Source organism: Helicovermis profundi (assembly GCF_033097505.1).
Classification (GTDB): Bacteria; Bacillota; Clostridia; order Peptostreptococcales; family Acidaminobacteraceae; genus Helicovermis; species Helicovermis profundi.
This window is the reverse complement of record NZ_AP028654.1, coordinates 3,107,414-3,122,901: the sequence shown is the minus strand read 5'-3', so window position 1 is coordinate 3,122,901 and position 15,488 is coordinate 3,107,414. Positions and strand designations below refer to the sequence as shown.

Sequence of the window (15,488 nt, the reverse complement as noted above, 5' to 3'; positions counted from 1 at the left end):
TATAATAATAAATTTAATAAAAACGATAATGTTAATAAATAATATACAAATATGTTAGTGTATTATTTAGAGAAAAAAATTTTTAAAAGAAAACTAATTTTGTTGAAAATATAATAAACATAGTTAACACTTGAAAATAGTCTAATAAACGGAAAATATACTCAAAAAAGAAAGATTATAAACAATGTTGTTAACAAAAAAGTCAAAAATAAATAATGTTAATAAAAAAAGTTATCAACATGTGTATTAATAATATCAAAATTCACGTTGGATTTCAATTTAAATAATTAATATTATCCACATAAATATAATAGATTAAAAATGTTAATAGTTTTTTTCTATATAGAGTATGTTAAAAAATTTAAATCTACTATATATAGCAATAATATTTATAAGTATCTCAATAATTAAATAAAAAAAATTTTTAAAATAATATATTGTTGACATGATAGAGTGAGAGGGTTATAATTGGTTAGCAGACTTTTAGGCAAAATAATGAATTGAACATATAAGTGTTATTTAAGGGAGGTGACTTAAAGTGAAGAGAACTTACCAACCAAAGAAAAAACAAAGAAGTACTGAACATGGTTTTAGAAAGAGAATGAGAACAAAAGCTGGTAGAAATGTAATTAAATCTCGTAGAAGAAAGTCTAGAAAAAAATTATCTGCTTAATAAAGTGAGACCGCAAGTTGTGGTCTTTTTTTGTAATTGAAGATAATTTTGGAGGAAAAATGTCAAGTTTTACTAGTCTAAAAAATACTAGACAATTTAATCAGGTATACAAAAAAGGAAAATCTGTTGTAAATAAATATGTCGTAATGTATTATTTAAAAAATAATTTAGGTGAAAATCGAATTGGATATTCTGTTAGTAAAAAAGTTGGAAATAGCGTAGTAAGAAATAAATCAAAAAGATTAATAAAAGAAGCAGTTAGATTAAATTTAATTGAAAATGAAGTAGGATATGATTTGATTTTTATTTCAAGAGTAAGAATGAAAATTGCTAAATATTCTGATGTTGAAAAAGCTATTAAAAAACTTATTAAATCTTTAAAGTGAAAGTGATAGGTGATAAGATGAAATATGTATTATTGACTATAATTAGATTTTATAAAAAATTTATTTCCCCATTGTTGGGAAAAAATTGTAGATTTTATCCAACTTGCTCTTCATATTCATATCAAGCGATTGAAAAATATGGTTCACTAAAAGGAACTTATTTAAGTGCAAAGAGAATATTAAGATGTCATCCGTTCAATCCAGGTGGATATGATCCACTTGACTGATTTATATATAGGAGGAAAATAATTGTTTGATCCGATAAGTAAAGTGTTTGGTACTTTATTGAGTGTTGTATTTGGGGTAGTTGGTAATTATGGAGTATCTATAATTATATTAACAATTATTATTAAAACGTTACTTATTCCATTATCAATAACTCAAATAAAGCAAACAAAAAAAATGAGTGAAATACAGCCTAAACTAAAAGAATTGCAAACAAAATATAAAAATGACAAAGAGGCTTTAAATGCAAAAACAATGGAGCTATATTCAACTCATAAAATGAATCCACTTTCAGGTTGTTTACCAATGTTGATTCAATTTCCAATATTAATTGGATTGTATACAACTTTAAGAAATCCTATGAAATTTGTATTTGCTGGAAATGAAAAACTTACTGCAGATGCACTTAGTCAAGGGTTTTTATGGATAAGTAATTTAGCAAATCCTGATGTTTTATCTAATGTAATTCATAGCTCATCAACTCTTGTTACGTCTATGCCAGGTATATTACCAATACTTGCAGCCGCAACAACGTATTTACAAATGGCAACTATGAATAATGGTTCTCAGCAAAATAGCCAAATGAAAACGATGGCTACAGTTATGCCATTTTTTATATTATTTATGGGTAGAACTTTACCCGGTGGTTTAATTTTGTACTGGACTGTAAGTAATATTTTCCAAATGGTTCAACAAACGCTTATTAATAAGCTGACTGAGGAGGAATCAAAGAAAAATGTTCTTAATTGAAAAAACAGGAAAAACTATTGAAGAAGCTTTGAGATTTGCATTAATTGAACTTGAAGCTACTGAAGATGAAGTGAACTACGAAGTAATAGAAGAACCTGCTAAAGGGTTATTGAAGATATTTAGTGCAAAAGAAGCAAAAATTAAAGTAACATTGAAAGAGCCTGCAATTAGAATTGCAGAAGAATTTTTAAATGATATTTTAGATAAAATGAGTATTTTTGCTAAAGTAAATTCTGAAATAGTTGGAAAAAATCTTAATATAAAGATGGAAGGCAAGGATATGGCTGTTCTGATTGGTAGAAGAGGTCAAACATTAGATTCTCTTCAATATTTGATTAGTTTAGTTGTTAATAAAGACAGAGAAGACTATTTAAGAGTTATTTTAGATACTGAGAATTATAGAAATAAAAGGAAAGAAACATTAGAAAAATTGGCGCATAAATTAGCATATAAAGCTAGAAAAATGCGTAAAGATATTGTACTTGAGCCTATGAATCCTTATGAAAGAAGAATAATACATTCTACGCTTCAATCAAATAATAGCGTAAGTACAAGAAGTCAAGGTGAAGAACCATACAGAAAAGTTGTTATATTTTTAAACAAAAGATAAACCCAGTCTAACTGGGTTTTATTTAATTGGGGCATTAATATGAATAAATTGATAAATTAGTAATAAATTGAAAATAAATAGATAGAAAGGTGATTATATGAATTTTGATACAATTACTGCAATTTCCACGGCTCAAGCAGAAGGAGCAATTGGAATAATTAGAATTAGTGGAAAGAATGCAATAAATATTTCCCGGGAAATATTTCGAAGTAAAACAAATAAATCAATTGATTTTGAAAATAAAAAACTAACATATGGTTATATTTATGATGAAGCAATTATAATTGATGAAGTACTTGTAGCGGCAATGTATGCACCAAATTCTTATACGTGCGAAGATATAGTTGAAATAAATTGTCATGGTGGAATCGTACCACTAAAAAGAATACTAAAATTAGTATTAAAAAAAGGTGCTCGTATGGCAGAACCAGGAGAATTCACTAAAAGAGCATTTTTAAATGGTCGATTAGATTTATCTCAGGCTGAATCCGTTATGGATTTAATAAATGCTAAGACGAATAAAAGTTTTGATCTTGCATTAGAGCAACTTGGTGGTTCACTTTCAGAAGATATAAATTTAATGAGAAAAAATATCGAGGAATTGATGGCTCAAATTGCAGTTAGTATTGATTACCCTGAAGAAGATATTGAAGAAATTACCTATGGAGAAATTATTAATAAATTAAAATTATTATTTGATAAAGTCATTGATTTAGCTAATTCAGGTGAAAAAGGTAAAATATTTAGAGATGGGCTTTCAACAGTAATTATTGGTAAACCTAATGTTGGAAAATCATCACTTATGAATGTATTACTTAAAGAATCAAGAGCTATTGTTACTGATGTTCCTGGAACAACGAGAGATATTATTGAAGAATATCTTAATATTGAAGGAATACCACTTAAAATAGTTGATACTGCAGGTATTCGTGATACAGATGACATTGTAGAAAAAATTGGTGTTGAAAAAAGCAAGGAATTTTTTAATAAAGCCGATCTTGTAATTTTTGTTCTTAACTCTTCTGAAAAATTATCAGATGAAGATAGAGAAATAATGAAATATATTGTTGATAAAAAAGCAATTGTTATAATAAATAAAACTGATTTGAAGCAGGCTATTGAAGAAGATGAAATCAATAATACTTTGCATGATAAAATTATTATTAAAACATCAATTACAAATAAATTTGGAATAGATAAATTAGAAAAAGAGATATATAATATGATAATAGGTGGAACTATAAAAGAAAATGAATCTAAATTGGTTTCAAATACTAGGCATATAAATGCACTTGAAAAAGCTTCAAATTCATTAAAAGAAGCAATACAAGCAACAAAAGATAGAATGCCATATGATTTTATTGAAGTAGATATAAAAAATGCTTATAATTACTTAGGAGAAATTACTGGTGAAACAGTTGAAACTGACATAGTTAAAAAGATTTTTAGTAATTTTTGTTTAGGAAAATGATGGAGGTAAAAATGGATAGTTTTTTAGCTGGTGAATATGATGTTATAGTAGTTGGCGCAGGTCATGCGGGTTCAGAAGCTGCTCTTTCTTCTGCTAGACTTGGTAAAAAGACATTACTATTTTCTATTAATTTAGATTCTGTTGCTATGATGCCATGTAATCCGTCTATTGGTGGAACGGGAAAAGGACATTTAGTAAGAGAAATAGATGCACTTGGTGGAGAAATGGCTATCAATATTGATAAGGTAACTCTGCAAAGTAAAATGCTTAATACTGCAAAAGGACCTGCAGTTCATTCATTAAGAGTTCAAGCAGATAAAAATAAATATCATACTGAAATGAAAAAAATTATTGAAAATACCGATAATCTATTTCTTAAGCAAGGCGAAGTAATAAAAATTAATATAGAAGAAAATGTTGTTAAAGGCGTATATACGAGTACGGGAGCTTATTATAAATCTAAAAAAGTTATTTTAGCGACAGGAACATATTTAGGTGGTAAAATTTTTATTGGATCAAATGTATTTCAAAGTGGGCCAAATGGACTTGCTCCTTCACTTGAATTAACTAAAGATTTGACTAATCATGGAATTATTATGAGAAGATTTAAAACTGGAACACCTGCGAGAGTAAATCAAAGATCCTTAAATTTTGAACATATGGAAAAGCAAGCAGGAGATAAAGAAGTTATTCCGTTTTCTTTTATAAATAAAAAATTAGAGTTTGATGAAATACCTTGTTGGCTTACTTATACTAATCCAATTACGCATGACATAATTGTCCACAATTTTGATAAATCTGCTTTATTTAGCGGGAATATAGAAGGTGTTGGACCAAGATATTGCCCATCAATTGAGGATAAAGTATCAAGGTTTGCAGATAAAAATAGACATCAATTATTTATAGAACCTGAAGGATTAAGTACAAATGAAATGTATGTACAAGGCATGTCAACAAGTCTTCCGGAGAATGTGCAATTAGAATTTATGAAATCAATACCTGGACTTGAAAATGTTGAAATTATGAGGCCTGCTTATGCGATTGAGTATGATTGCATAGATCCCACACAATTAAAATTATCTCTAGAATTTAAAAATATAAATGGATTATATTCAGCTGGTCAATTTAATGGTTCTTCAGGATATGAAGAAGCTGCAGCTCAAGGAATTATGGCGGGTATAAATGCGGCTCTTGCAGTTGATGATAGAGATCCATTAATACTTGATCGTTCTGAGGCATATATTGGTGTTTTAATTGATGATTTAGTTACAAAAGGAACAAATGAACCTTATAGAATGATGACAAGTCGAGCAGAATATAGATTAATATTAAGACAAGATAATGCTGATGAAAGGTTAACTCCTCTGTCAAATAAGATATCTTTAGCAAGCACTGAAAGAATGGATTTACTTCATAAAAAACTTGAAAGTGTTAAAGTAGAAATGGAAAGGCTTAAAAATGTAGTTTTTAAACCTAATAAAATCAATGATTTGTTGGTAAAAATAGGAAGTTCTGAATTAAAACATGGACTTTCTGCTTATGAGCTTCTTAAAAGGCCAGAAATTAACTATAAAAATTTAACAGAAATTGACAGTACAAGACCAAAATTAGAAAATAGTGTAATAAATCAATGTGAAATAGCGATAAAATACCAAGGTTATATTTCAAAACAACTTAAACAAATTGATAAATTTAAATCACTTGAAAAAAAACAACTTAGCCAACATATTGATTACTCATCTATTGAGGGACTTCGAATTGAGGCAAGACAAAAACTTGATGATATAAAACCATCTTCACTTGGGCAAGCATCAAGAATTTCAGGTGTATCTCCTGCTGATATATCTGTTCTCCTTGTCTTTTTAGAAAAGAAAAGGAGACAAAAAAATGAATTATGAAAAGATAATGCAAGAGGGACTAGAAAAATACCATATTAAAAATGATGAATATATTAATGCATCATTTTTGAAATATAGAGAACTTATTAAGGAATGGAATAAAAAAATTAATTTAACATCAATAACAGAAGATGAAGAAATTGCTACTAAGCATTTTATTGATTCAATTGCTACTATTTTGACTGAAAAAATAGTAGATAATGTTAAGGTTATTGATGTAGGTACAGGAGCTGGGTTTCCAGGCATACCACTTAAAATAGTAAATAGAAGCATAGACCTTACCTTACTTGATTCTTTAAAAAAGAGGATTGATTTTTTAAAAATAGTTGCAGATGAATTGAATTTAGATAAAATTACATGTTTACATGGAAGAGCTGAAGATTATGGTAAAAATATTAGCTATAGAGAAAAATACGATATTAGTATTTCACGTGCAGTTGCGAATTTATCTTCATTAGCAGAATATTGTTTGCCATTTGTGAAAATAGGAGGATATTTTATTTCATTAAAAGGACCAAAGGCATTAGATGAAATTAGAACTGCAGAAAATGCAATTAATAAATTAGGTGGAAAAATTGAGGGAATAATTAAAGTTGATTTAATGGATGAAGAAATAAATCATCAGATAATAGTTATAAAGAAAATTACTAATACTCCAAAAAAATTCCCGAGAAAAGCCGGCCTTCCTTCGAAAAAACCATTGTAATTAGTTCTAAATTTTTAAATGAATTTTAATATTTTTAAATTTTAAAAATTTAAAAATTTGGTTTTAGCACCTTTAAAGTTATTTATATGGAGATTTTATGAAAGATAATAGTTTAAATGAAGTAATTCAAATTGAAATTGATAAAGTTCATATGAATCCTTATCAACCGCGTAATATATTCAACGATGAAGCTTTGAATAATCTAGCCAATTCTATAAAAAAACATGGTTTAATTCAGCCAGTAAGCGTTAGAATAGTTAATGATGAATATGAGTTAATTGTTGGCGAGAGAAGAGTCAGGGCTTCTAAATTATTAGGATTAAAAGAAATTCCTGCCATAGTAGTGGATATTAGCGATAAGGAATCATCATTCGTAGCTTTAGTTGAAAATTTAGAACGTGAAGATTTAAATTTTATTGAGGAAGCTTATGCAATGAAAAATATAATGCACATTCACAATTTAAGCCAAAAGGAATTATCTATAAAACTTGGACTTAATCAATCAACTATATCAAATAAACTGAGGATTTTAGCCTTTAATGATATAGTTAAAGAAAAAATAGTATCTTCAAATTTGACAGAACGGCATGCGAGAGCTTTATTGAAACTTAAAAGTGATAGTGAACAAATACATGTTATTAATTTAATTAAAAAAAATGAATTAAATGTTAAAAAGACAGAAGTGATAATTGATAAAATGATTTTAGCTTATAAGAAAAAAAATACTTTTGCTAAAAGCGTCATTAATTATAAAATATATTTAAATACATTAAAAAATGCATATAAATCTATCAGAGATACTGGTGCTGACATTGAATATACAGAAGAAAAAGATGAGAATTATGCATATATAAAATTTAAAATACCAATAAAATAGATTTTTAAAAAATAATGTTTCACGTGAAACATTATTTTTTATTGTTTTATAGTAAATTTGTGAAAAAGAATGTATAATTAAAATGAAATCATTAATTAGGAGGTAATTTTGGGTAAATCTATTGCTATATTTAATCAAAAAGGTGGAGTTGGTAAAACCACTACTAATGTAAATTTGAGTGCTTGTTTGGCGCGATTGGGTTATAAAATACTTGTTATTGACAATGATCCACAAGGAAACTCAACTAGTGGATTTGGTATTGATAAAAATACTATTGAAAGAGGTTTATATGAAGCTTTACTATTTGAATGTGAACCATATGAAAGTATAGTACATACTTCTATTGAAAATTTGGATTTAATTCCTGCAAATTTAAATCTTGCTGGTGCGGAAATTGAAATGATCGATGTCGATAGAAGAGAACATCGTTTAAAAAAAATTGTGGATGAGCTTCATCATGATTACGATTATATATTTGTTGACTGTCCACCGTCTCTTGGCCTACTCACTATAAATTCACTTGTTGCAGTTGACTCTGTTATAATCCCAATACAGTGTGAGTACTATGCCTTAGAAGGTGTTAGCTCATTAATGAGTACACTTGAATTGATAAAAAAAAGTCTAAATAAAACACTTGCGATTGAAGGTATACTAATGACAATGTATGATGGTCGTACAAATCTTGCAGTGCAAGTAGTAGATGAAGTTAGAAATTATTTTAAAGCAAGTGTTTTTAATTGTATTATACCTAAAAATGTTCGCTTAGCTGAGGCACCAAGTTTTGGTAAACCTATTATTGATTATGATACAAAATCAAAGGGCGCAAAAGCTTATAGAGCATTAGCAAAAGAATTTGTAAAAAGAAATGGAGTGATATAGATGAAACAAAAGAAAGCTTTAGGTAGAGGTCTTGGTGCACTTATACCAGAAGAAATTAAAACTGCTTTGGAACCAGAAGGAAAAATTATTAGCATTTCTATTGACAAGATAATAGCAAATAAAGATCAGCCAAGAAAGCAATTTGATATTGATAAAATTGATAGTCTTGCGAATTCTATAAAAGAGCATGGAGTACTTCAACCTATTGTAGTTAGAGAAGAAAACAATAAATATAAGATTATTGCTGGTGAAAGAAGATGGCGCGCCTGCAAAAAAAATGAGTTTTCGTCAATCCCATGTATTGTAAAAGATTATGATGATGCAACAGTTGCAGAAATTGCATTAGTAGAAAATTTACAAAGAGAGGATCTTAATGTACTCGAAGAAGCACTTGCTTACTCAATGTTAATTAAAAAATATAAATTTACTCAGGAACAAATATCTAAGGCTACAAGTAAGAGTAGGTCAAACATTGCAAACATTCTTAGATTATTAAAATTAGATGAAAAAGTGAGATTGTTTGTTAAGGATGGAAAAATTTCTGGAGGCCACGCTAGAACGCTATTAATGCTAGATAATGTTGATAAGCAAATTGAATTAGCAAATAAAATATACACTAAAGGACTTAGTGTAAGAGATACAGAGAAAATGGTAAAAAAATTAATTGAAGCAAATATTTCTAAGAAGAAGTTAGATAGAAAAATAGACTTTGAATTAATTCAAATTACAGAGGAACTTGAGAGTTTTCTTGGTACAAAAGTGAAAATAACTAATGGTAGAAGTGGTGTAGGAAAAATTGAAATTGAATTCTATGATGATGAAGATTTAGCAAGAATTCTTGAAATAATGAATTAAAATTTTGTTTCACGTGAAACAAAATTTTAATTATTAAGGAGATTTATGAGAAAAATACTTTTTGTAGTAAATCCGGTTGCGGGAAGTGGGAAAAGTAAAACATATATTAATATAATAAACAAAAGAATGAAAAAAACTAATATTGAATTTGATATTAAAATTTCCAGTTCTATTGGTAATGTTACAGAACTATGTAAAGCTGCTAAGTCTAATGGTTATACATCAGTTGTTTCTGTAGGAGGAGATGGGACTTTATTTGAGGCAATTAATGGAATTTTCGGTGAAAATATAAAACTCGGTATAATTGGTTCAGGTACAGGTAATGATTTTATTAGGAGTCTAAAGATTCCGCTAGAAATCGAAAAAGCGTTAGATGTTGTTATTAATAAAAGTACAAAATTTGTAGATATAGGGATTGTAAATGATAAATATTTTTTAAATGTAGTTTCTTTTGGAATAGATGGTGAAATTGTAAGATTGACAGATAAAATAAAAAATTATATTAAAGGCACATCAGCTTATATCACAGCAACATTAAAATCTCTTGCTACATATAAACCTAAAGCTATGTCAATAAAAATTGATGGAAAATTGCTTCATAGAGAAGCTTATTTAGTTGCTGTAGGAAATGGAAAATATTTTGGCGGTGGAATGATGGTCTTACCAGAAGCCGAAATTGACGATGGTCTTTTTGATATTTGTATTGTAAATAAAATGAATAAACTAAAATTAATAGCACTGTTTCCTTCAATTTTTACTGGTAAACATATGAGTGTTTCTGGAGTAGAAAATTATAGAGCAAAAGAAATTGAAATAAGGTCAATAAAAGAGAAATTAGTTGTAAACGCTGATGGTAATTTAATTGGTCCATCACCAGCATTAATAAAAATAGCACAAAGTAAATTGGAAATTTTTGTATAAACAAAATGTGATCGGCCTAAAAAACGCCCCTTAAAAACAGCTCCAGTTGAACTTAAAATTAATTTACATACAAATGTGTGTATATACAAGAAAAAGCTTAATAGGTTGTTTTTTAGGCTTGAAAGATAGGTCGTATTATTCATATAAAGTCTTTTGCAGAGAGGAGAAAAAATGCAATTTAATAATGATGATGTTAAAAAAGCAAAAACTCTTTTTCTTACAAAAGGAATTTTAAGAAGAGATTTGCTTAGGAATGAAATTGCTTTTTCTTGGGTAAGAAGTAATTTATATAAAAATAGGCAAAAAAACAAAATCATTGAAAATAACTATATTTTTTTTGATGATAAAAAAGTGGATTTTAAAATTTTACTTGAATTTATCAAAATTGAATCTAATATAAAATTCAAAAAATCGTCTTTATTTATTTGTGATTATAATGGAAACGTTATTTGTTCTAATAATGAATGGTTAAATAAAAAAAATATAAATAGTTTAAGAGAAGAAGATATTGGAACAAATGGAATTGGTATCTTTATTAAAAATAAAAAAAATTCAGTAGTCTATTTTTCTGAGCATTATAATAGTGTTTTTGAAAAATTTATATCTGCAGCATATTATTTGAATTCAAATAAATTTAAATCAAATATTATTATAGGATTGTTAGCAATTAGTAATGAAGAATTTATAAAAGTAAGTAACACAATTTTAAATATAGATCTAGAAAAAACAAAATTCACTATAGTAGATAGTGATTTAAATTTAGATGAAAAAAATAGTAATGAATATATTGAAGAGTACAAATTGAAAAATCAAATTTCAAAAAAAACACCTGAAGTTTTATTTGGAGATTCAAAATATATCCATGAGGTTAAAAAGAAATTGTTAAATGAGAATTTAAATAAATCTATTATTTCTATTATAGGTCCAAGTGGAATTGGAAAAGAAGAAGTAGCAAGATTCTTTGCATTCAAGAACTTTAGTGGAGAGAGAATTATTAAAATAGATTCTTCTCACGATACTTCAAGTGAAATTGAAAAAAAATTAAATACTTTCACTCATGGTGTATTAATTGTTGAAAACATAAATGATATGACAATTGGCAATTTTAGAAAAATCGAAGAAATATCAAGGTGTAAAGTGGTTAACACGAATCGAAGAAACGATGTATCTGCAATGGGTTTAGGAATTATATTGCTACATGACAATTTAATAGAGTTCAATAGAAGTGTAAATCGCTTTACAGATAAGTTGCAACATTATCCTATAGTTTTAAAGTCGCTTAACACAAGAAGAGATGATATTAAAAAAATAGTTAAAGCTTTAATATACAAAGTAGCAAAAGAAAGTGGATGTAAGGTAGAAGATGTAAATAATAGGATTCTAGTAAAAGATGTATTAAGTAAAATATTGAATAAAACTTATCATAAGAACATGAGAGAGCTCCATACAATCATTGATAATATAATAAATTTGAATGATTATGATATGCTTAATAATACGAAGAATAAAAGTGAAGTTAATATAGAATTGAGTACTGAAAAAACACTTAAATTAGAAGACGTTGAGAAGTATTATATTAGGCAAACTTTTAATAAGTACGATGGAAATATTTCATTGATTTCAGAAAAATTGGGTATTAGTAGAAGTACTTTATATAGAAAATTAAAAAAGTATGAAATTGAACACTAAATGTGTTAAAATGAAACAAATGATATTTGTTTTGCAACACTAATTACTGTATCATTTTGACATTAAGTAGTTTTATTTAAAATTTGTATTAAAATGATACTTGATTGGAGCAAATATGTTATTAAAAGTTAGCGAAGTTGCAAAGAGATTGTTAGTAGATAAAATTTCTATAATTGAAGTCCTTATTATAAATAAAGATGAATTAAAAGAGTATATTGAAAAAAAAAGTGGAGTGACTTATATTAGAGAAGAAGGAGTAAAGGTTATTTCTTCAATAATTAATGGTACTTACCTAGAAGATACTCAGAGTACAATTATAAACGATATGAATTTGAATGTTCATGTTAATGAAGTTGCATTAGAAATTGATGATAGTATAGATGAGAATATAAAAATAGAAGAAGACTATTTTCGTAAGATAGAGGAAGTAAGTAGTTTAAATGAATCAGTAAACCTGCTTAAAACAAAGTTACTTAATTTAGATTCGATTTTGATTAGAAAAAATGATGCAATTATGAATTATAGAAATATACTATTAGATGATGTACAGTGGATTTCTATGCTTGAAGAAAAGCTGGATTATAAGTTTAGTAATAGTGGATTGGATTTTACTGAAGGAAGAAGCAGAGGCAAACTATTAGATAAATTATTTGTGAAAAATAAATAGGTGTATTTATGTATAAAGTTATAGAAGTTGCAAAAAAATTAAATACAAGTAAGGTTACCATTTATAAAAAGATTGAATTGTTAAAAAAAGAATTAAGGCCTTATTTACACAAAAAGCAAAACATTACATATATTGATGAAGAAGGAATTGAGATAATTAAAAAGTCTCTTAGTAGTTCAGCAAAACTATCTAATACAGAAAAGGAGATATATGAAACTGAAATAACAGAGCTTAAAAAGAGTATTTTCTTAAGTGATGAAAAATTAAAAAATTCTATATGTAATATAAATCAATTAGTCGATAAAACTATAATAGATACAAAATCATATATTCGTACTTTGGAAAATCAAATAAAAGTAAAAGAAAAAGAATTGCATTATAAAGAAACTTTACTTAAAGAATTTAAGAATCTTATAAAAGCAAATAAAAATAGAATTAAATATTTAGAGGATATGCTTAAATAGTAAAAGAGTTAATTAAGATTACTATTATTCATAGAAAATATTATTATTAATAGGGGGCTAAAGGTTGTGGCTAAGAAATCTTTTTTAGAAAAATTGGGTTTAATTGAACAAGTTGAAGAAAAAAATGAATCAGAAAATGCAGATGTACATTTTGTTGATAGTACGAATGAATTAAATGATGAAAATTTGCTAGTAACAGAGCCAGAAATAAAAGATGAAAGTATAGCTGAAAAAGAATTAATGCGAAAATTAAATGAATTGAGTGAAACTGAGAAAATTAATGATACAACAAGCGAAGATATCGAAATTGGAGATAAATTAAACGAAATTATTGGATCGTATGAAAAAAACAAATTAGTTTCTATTGAAGAGATTTATAGAAATTCAAGATTATCTTCTGATATGAAAAAAACAATTTTTATGGCAGATGTTTTTTTAAAAGCACTACCAGAAAATTTACCAGTAGATATTAAGAGAGAATCAGTTTTAAATATTTTAAATGTGTCAAATATAAACTTTGATGAAATTCTTACAGATGCATATCAAAGAATTGATGCTCTTAATACTGTTTTAGAAACTACAGTACAATCAACAGAAGATGTAATAGCGAAAAATGAATCTTCAATAAGAGAATTAGAGAGCAGAATTATTGAATTAAAAAATTTAATGGAAGTAAGAAAGAAATTTGAAGAAGATCAAAATACCATGATTGAATATGAGATTCAAAAAATAATTAATATTGTTGAATTTGTAAAACCAAAGAAATAATATAGGAGTGAAGGTTTTGTCAAAATACAAACTTACAAAACGAGGGAAAAATGTTGCAATTGGCCTAATTATACTAATAATAATGATTGTTGTATTTATTTTATCTTCCATAAATAATAATCTAGAAAATGTTCAAAAAGAACTTGGCGTTAGCGAAAATAACATAAGTAGTAGTGAAGATATATTAAAAAACTCAGAGTCACAACAAAATACGGATAGTGATACAAATGATATTTCAAAAGAAATAGTGAATAACAGCAATACAGATATAGGTGATGCTGAAAATATCGATGAAATAACTCAAGATGATAGTTCGCTTAACACTGAGGAAATTAATAGTGAAATTACAAACGAAAGTTCTTCTTTTGAAGATCACTATAATATATATTTTGATGCTGACTCATATATAATTAAAGAAAAATATTTTTCTATTTTGGATAAAGTGATTGCTGATTTAAAAAACAATGATGTAATTATAGTTGTTGAAGGTAATTATAATGGCGCTTTTGATCATAAAAAATATTTATTTATAGATCTTTCACTAAATAGAGCGTTAGTAGTAAAAAATTATTTTATTGATAATGGCATTGATGCTAATCGTATTGAAGTAGTGAATAATGAAGATAGAAATCCTATAAATAAAGACAATTCAGATCTTCAGTTAAGCCTTAATAGAAGAACAGAAATATATTTTAAAAAAAAGATTGACTAATTCATGATTTCTTATTAATATATTACTTGTAAGATTTGCATTCGTAGCTCAGCTGGATAGAGCAACCGCCTCCTAAGTGGTAGGTCGAAGGTTCGAATCCTTTCGAGTGCACCAAAAAGCCCTAAACATATGTTTAGGGCTTATTAATAGCTTAATATATTTTGTGGGTGAATTATGACATTATTTAAGAGCACTGAATCACTAGAAGCTTATATGAAAGAAGCTATTATAGAAGCAAAAAAGGCATATAAATTAGGTGAAGTTCCAATTGGAGCTGTAATTGTAAAAAATGGAGAGATAATTGCAAGGAGTTTTAATAAAAAGGAAATTAAAAAAGATCCAACATCCCATGCAGAAATTGAAGTTATTAAAGAGGCCACAAGTAAATTAAATTCTTGGAGATTGACAGATTGTGATATTTATGTTACTCTAGAACCCTGTTTGATGTGTTCAGGCGCTATATATCAGTCTAGAATAAGACGATTAGTCTATGGTGCTAAGGACATTAAAATGGGAATGGTGGAGTCAAACTTAAAAGTATTAGATTATGATAAATTAAACCACCATGTAGATGTAATTAGTGGTATTTTAGAAGATGAATGTTCAGAGTTAATTAAAACTTTTTTTAAAGAATTAAGAGAATAAATAATTATAGTAAATATTAATTTGCCATGCTAGATGGGGAGTTAGCGGTTCCTTGTAACCTGTAGTCCGCTATAACAGGATTGATGTCTATACAAGGCAACAAATTGCAAAGTCAGACTTATAAAAGTGATGTTGATGATTGGGTCTTACGCAATAAGAATTTGTGAATCGTGTCAGGTCCGGAAGGAAGCAGCACTAAGCAAACACTCTTATGTGCCGTGAGGTAGCCTTTTCTGAGTTAACTATATTGGTACCGTTTGTGATTTGTTTTCGAATATAGGTGCATGGCTTA

General features: G+C 27.2%; 18 protein-coding genes, 1 tRNA gene and 1 other RNA gene. All 20 read left to right on the top strand.

Annotated elements, in window-relative coordinates:
* Nucleotides 1-538: 538 nt before the first annotated feature.
* The 20 genes from rpmH (at nt 539) to ffs (ending at nt 15,484) form a co-directional block, all read left to right on the top strand.
* Nucleotides 539-673 carry a 50S ribosomal protein L34 gene (rpmH, locus tag AACH12_RS14245; protein ID WP_338536041.1) on the top strand — a complete coding sequence of 45 codons (135 nt, stop codon included), beginning with the start codon at nt 539-541 and terminating at the stop codon, nt 671-673.
* Nucleotides 674-732: 59 nt separating this feature from the next.
* Nucleotides 733-1,059, top strand: coding sequence for a ribonuclease P protein component (gene rnpA, locus AACH12_RS14240; protein ID WP_338536040.1), 327 nt, complete (start codon nt 733-735; stop codon nt 1,057-1,059).
* A gap of 17 nt (nt 1,060-1,076) precedes the next feature.
* A complete protein-coding gene (gene yidD / locus AACH12_RS14235) occupies nt 1,077-1,286 on the top strand; it encodes a membrane protein insertion efficiency factor YidD (RefSeq protein ID WP_338536039.1) in 210 nt (69 codons plus the stop codon).
* 22 nt (nt 1,287-1,308) lie between these two features.
* Nucleotides 1,309-2,034 (top strand): YidC/Oxa1 family membrane protein insertase, encoded by a 726-nt coding sequence (locus AACH12_RS14230; protein WP_338536038.1) that lies wholly within the window; start codon nt 1,309-1,311, stop codon nt 2,032-2,034.
* On the top strand, nt 2,021-2,644 hold the full coding sequence (jag, locus tag AACH12_RS14225) for an RNA-binding cell elongation regulator Jag/EloR (protein ID WP_338536037.1): 624 nt from the start codon (nt 2,021-2,023) through the stop codon (nt 2,642-2,644). Before AACH12_RS14230 ends, jag begins: the two co-directional genes overlap by 14 nt.
* Nucleotides 2,645-2,741: 97 nt before the next feature.
* Nucleotides 2,742-4,115 (top strand): tRNA uridine-5-carboxymethylaminomethyl(34) synthesis GTPase MnmE, encoded by a 1,374-nt coding sequence (gene mnmE, locus AACH12_RS14220; RefSeq protein WP_338536036.1) that lies wholly within the window; start codon nt 2,742-2,744, stop codon nt 4,113-4,115.
* Between the two features lie 11 nt (nt 4,116-4,126).
* Nucleotides 4,127-6,013 (top strand): tRNA uridine-5-carboxymethylaminomethyl(34) synthesis enzyme MnmG, encoded by a 1,887-nt coding sequence (gene mnmG / locus AACH12_RS14215; protein WP_338536035.1) that lies wholly within the window; start codon nt 4,127-4,129, stop codon nt 6,011-6,013.
* Complete coding sequence (gene rsmG, locus AACH12_RS14210) at nt 6,003-6,719, top strand: 16S rRNA (guanine(527)-N(7))-methyltransferase RsmG (protein ID WP_338536034.1); 717 nt, start codon at nt 6,003-6,005, stop codon at nt 6,717-6,719. Before mnmG ends, rsmG begins: the two co-directional genes overlap by 11 nt.
* Before the next feature lie 97 nt (nt 6,720-6,816).
* Nucleotides 6,817-7,596 (top strand): ParB/RepB/Spo0J family partition protein, encoded by a 780-nt coding sequence (locus tag AACH12_RS14205; RefSeq protein WP_338536033.1) that lies wholly within the window; start codon nt 6,817-6,819, stop codon nt 7,594-7,596.
* Between the two features lie 108 nt (nt 7,597-7,704).
* Nucleotides 7,705-8,475: a ParA family protein gene (locus tag AACH12_RS14200; protein WP_338536032.1), complete on the top strand. Its 771-nt coding sequence runs from the start codon at nt 7,705-7,707 to the stop codon at nt 8,473-8,475.
* Nucleotides 8,476-9,330 carry a ParB/RepB/Spo0J family partition protein gene (locus AACH12_RS14195; protein WP_338536031.1) on the top strand — a complete coding sequence of 285 codons (855 nt, stop codon included), beginning with the start codon at nt 8,476-8,478 and terminating at the stop codon, nt 9,328-9,330.
* 45 nt (nt 9,331-9,375) lie between these two features.
* On the top strand, nt 9,376-10,251 hold the full coding sequence (locus AACH12_RS14190; protein ID WP_338536030.1) for a diacylglycerol/lipid kinase family protein: 876 nt from the start codon (nt 9,376-9,378) through the stop codon (nt 10,249-10,251).
* A 171-nt stretch (nt 10,252-10,422) separates the two neighbouring features.
* Nucleotides 10,423-11,940 carry a helix-turn-helix domain-containing protein gene (locus AACH12_RS14185; RefSeq protein ID WP_338536029.1) on the top strand — a complete coding sequence of 506 codons (1,518 nt, stop codon included), beginning with the start codon at nt 10,423-10,425 and terminating at the stop codon, nt 11,938-11,940.
* 115 nt (nt 11,941-12,055) lie between these two features.
* Nucleotides 12,056-12,607: a hypothetical protein gene (locus AACH12_RS14180; RefSeq protein WP_338536028.1), complete on the top strand. Its 552-nt coding sequence runs from the start codon at nt 12,056-12,058 to the stop codon at nt 12,605-12,607.
* Between the two features lie 8 nt (nt 12,608-12,615).
* A complete protein-coding gene (locus AACH12_RS14175) occupies nt 12,616-13,071 on the top strand; it encodes a hypothetical protein (RefSeq protein ID WP_338536027.1) in 456 nt (151 codons plus the stop codon).
* 66 nt (nt 13,072-13,137) lie between these two features.
* A complete protein-coding gene (locus tag AACH12_RS14170; protein ID WP_338536026.1) occupies nt 13,138-13,839 on the top strand; it encodes a hypothetical protein in 702 nt (233 codons plus the stop codon).
* 16 nt (nt 13,840-13,855) lie between these two features.
* Entirely contained in the window at nt 13,856-14,551 is a 696-nt protein-coding gene (locus AACH12_RS14165) for an OmpA family protein (protein ID WP_338536025.1), read from the top strand.
* Nucleotides 14,552-14,588: 37 nt separating this feature from the next.
* A tRNA-Arg gene (locus tag AACH12_RS14160) sits at nt 14,589-14,665 on the top strand.
* A 60-nt stretch (nt 14,666-14,725) separates the two neighbouring features.
* Nucleotides 14,726-15,196 carry a tRNA adenosine(34) deaminase TadA gene (gene tadA / locus AACH12_RS14155; protein WP_338536024.1) on the top strand — a complete coding sequence of 157 codons (471 nt, stop codon included), beginning with the start codon at nt 14,726-14,728 and terminating at the stop codon, nt 15,194-15,196.
* A gap of 24 nt (nt 15,197-15,220) precedes the next feature.
* Nucleotides 15,221-15,484: signal recognition particle sRNA large type (gene ffs, locus AACH12_RS14150), an RNA gene on the top strand.
* Nucleotides 15,485-15,488 lie beyond the last annotated feature (4 nt).

Coding starts and splice junctions, on each gene's coding strand:
- AACH12_RS14185 (WP_338536029.1), top strand. CDS start 10,423: ATGCAATTTAATAATGATGATGTTAAAAAAGCAAAAACTCTTTTTCTT.
- AACH12_RS14205 (WP_338536033.1), top strand. CDS start 6,817: ATGAAAGATAATAGTTTAAATGAAGTAATTCAAATTGAAATTGATAAA.
- jag (WP_338536037.1), top strand. CDS start 2,021: ATGTTCTTAATTGAAAAAACAGGAAAAACTATTGAAGAAGCTTTGAGA.
- tadA (WP_338536024.1), top strand. CDS start 14,726: ATGACATTATTTAAGAGCACTGAATCACTAGAAGCTTATATGAAAGAA.
- AACH12_RS14190 (WP_338536030.1), top strand. CDS start 9,376: ATGAGAAAAATACTTTTTGTAGTAAATCCGGTTGCGGGAAGTGGGAAA.
- AACH12_RS14180 (WP_338536028.1), top strand. CDS start 12,056: ATGTTATTAAAAGTTAGCGAAGTTGCAAAGAGATTGTTAGTAGATAAA.
- rsmG (WP_338536034.1), top strand. CDS start 6,003: ATGAATTATGAAAAGATAATGCAAGAGGGACTAGAAAAATACCATATT.
- AACH12_RS14195 (WP_338536031.1), top strand. CDS start 8,476: ATGAAACAAAAGAAAGCTTTAGGTAGAGGTCTTGGTGCACTTATACCA.
- mnmE (WP_338536036.1), top strand. CDS start 2,742: ATGAATTTTGATACAATTACTGCAATTTCCACGGCTCAAGCAGAAGGA.
- AACH12_RS14175 (WP_338536027.1), top strand. CDS start 12,616: ATGTATAAAGTTATAGAAGTTGCAAAAAAATTAAATACAAGTAAGGTT.
- mnmG (WP_338536035.1), top strand. CDS start 4,127: ATGGATAGTTTTTTAGCTGGTGAATATGATGTTATAGTAGTTGGCGCA.
- rnpA (WP_338536040.1), top strand. CDS start 733: ATGTCAAGTTTTACTAGTCTAAAAAATACTAGACAATTTAATCAGGTA.
- yidD (WP_338536039.1), top strand. CDS start 1,077: ATGAAATATGTATTATTGACTATAATTAGATTTTATAAAAAATTTATT.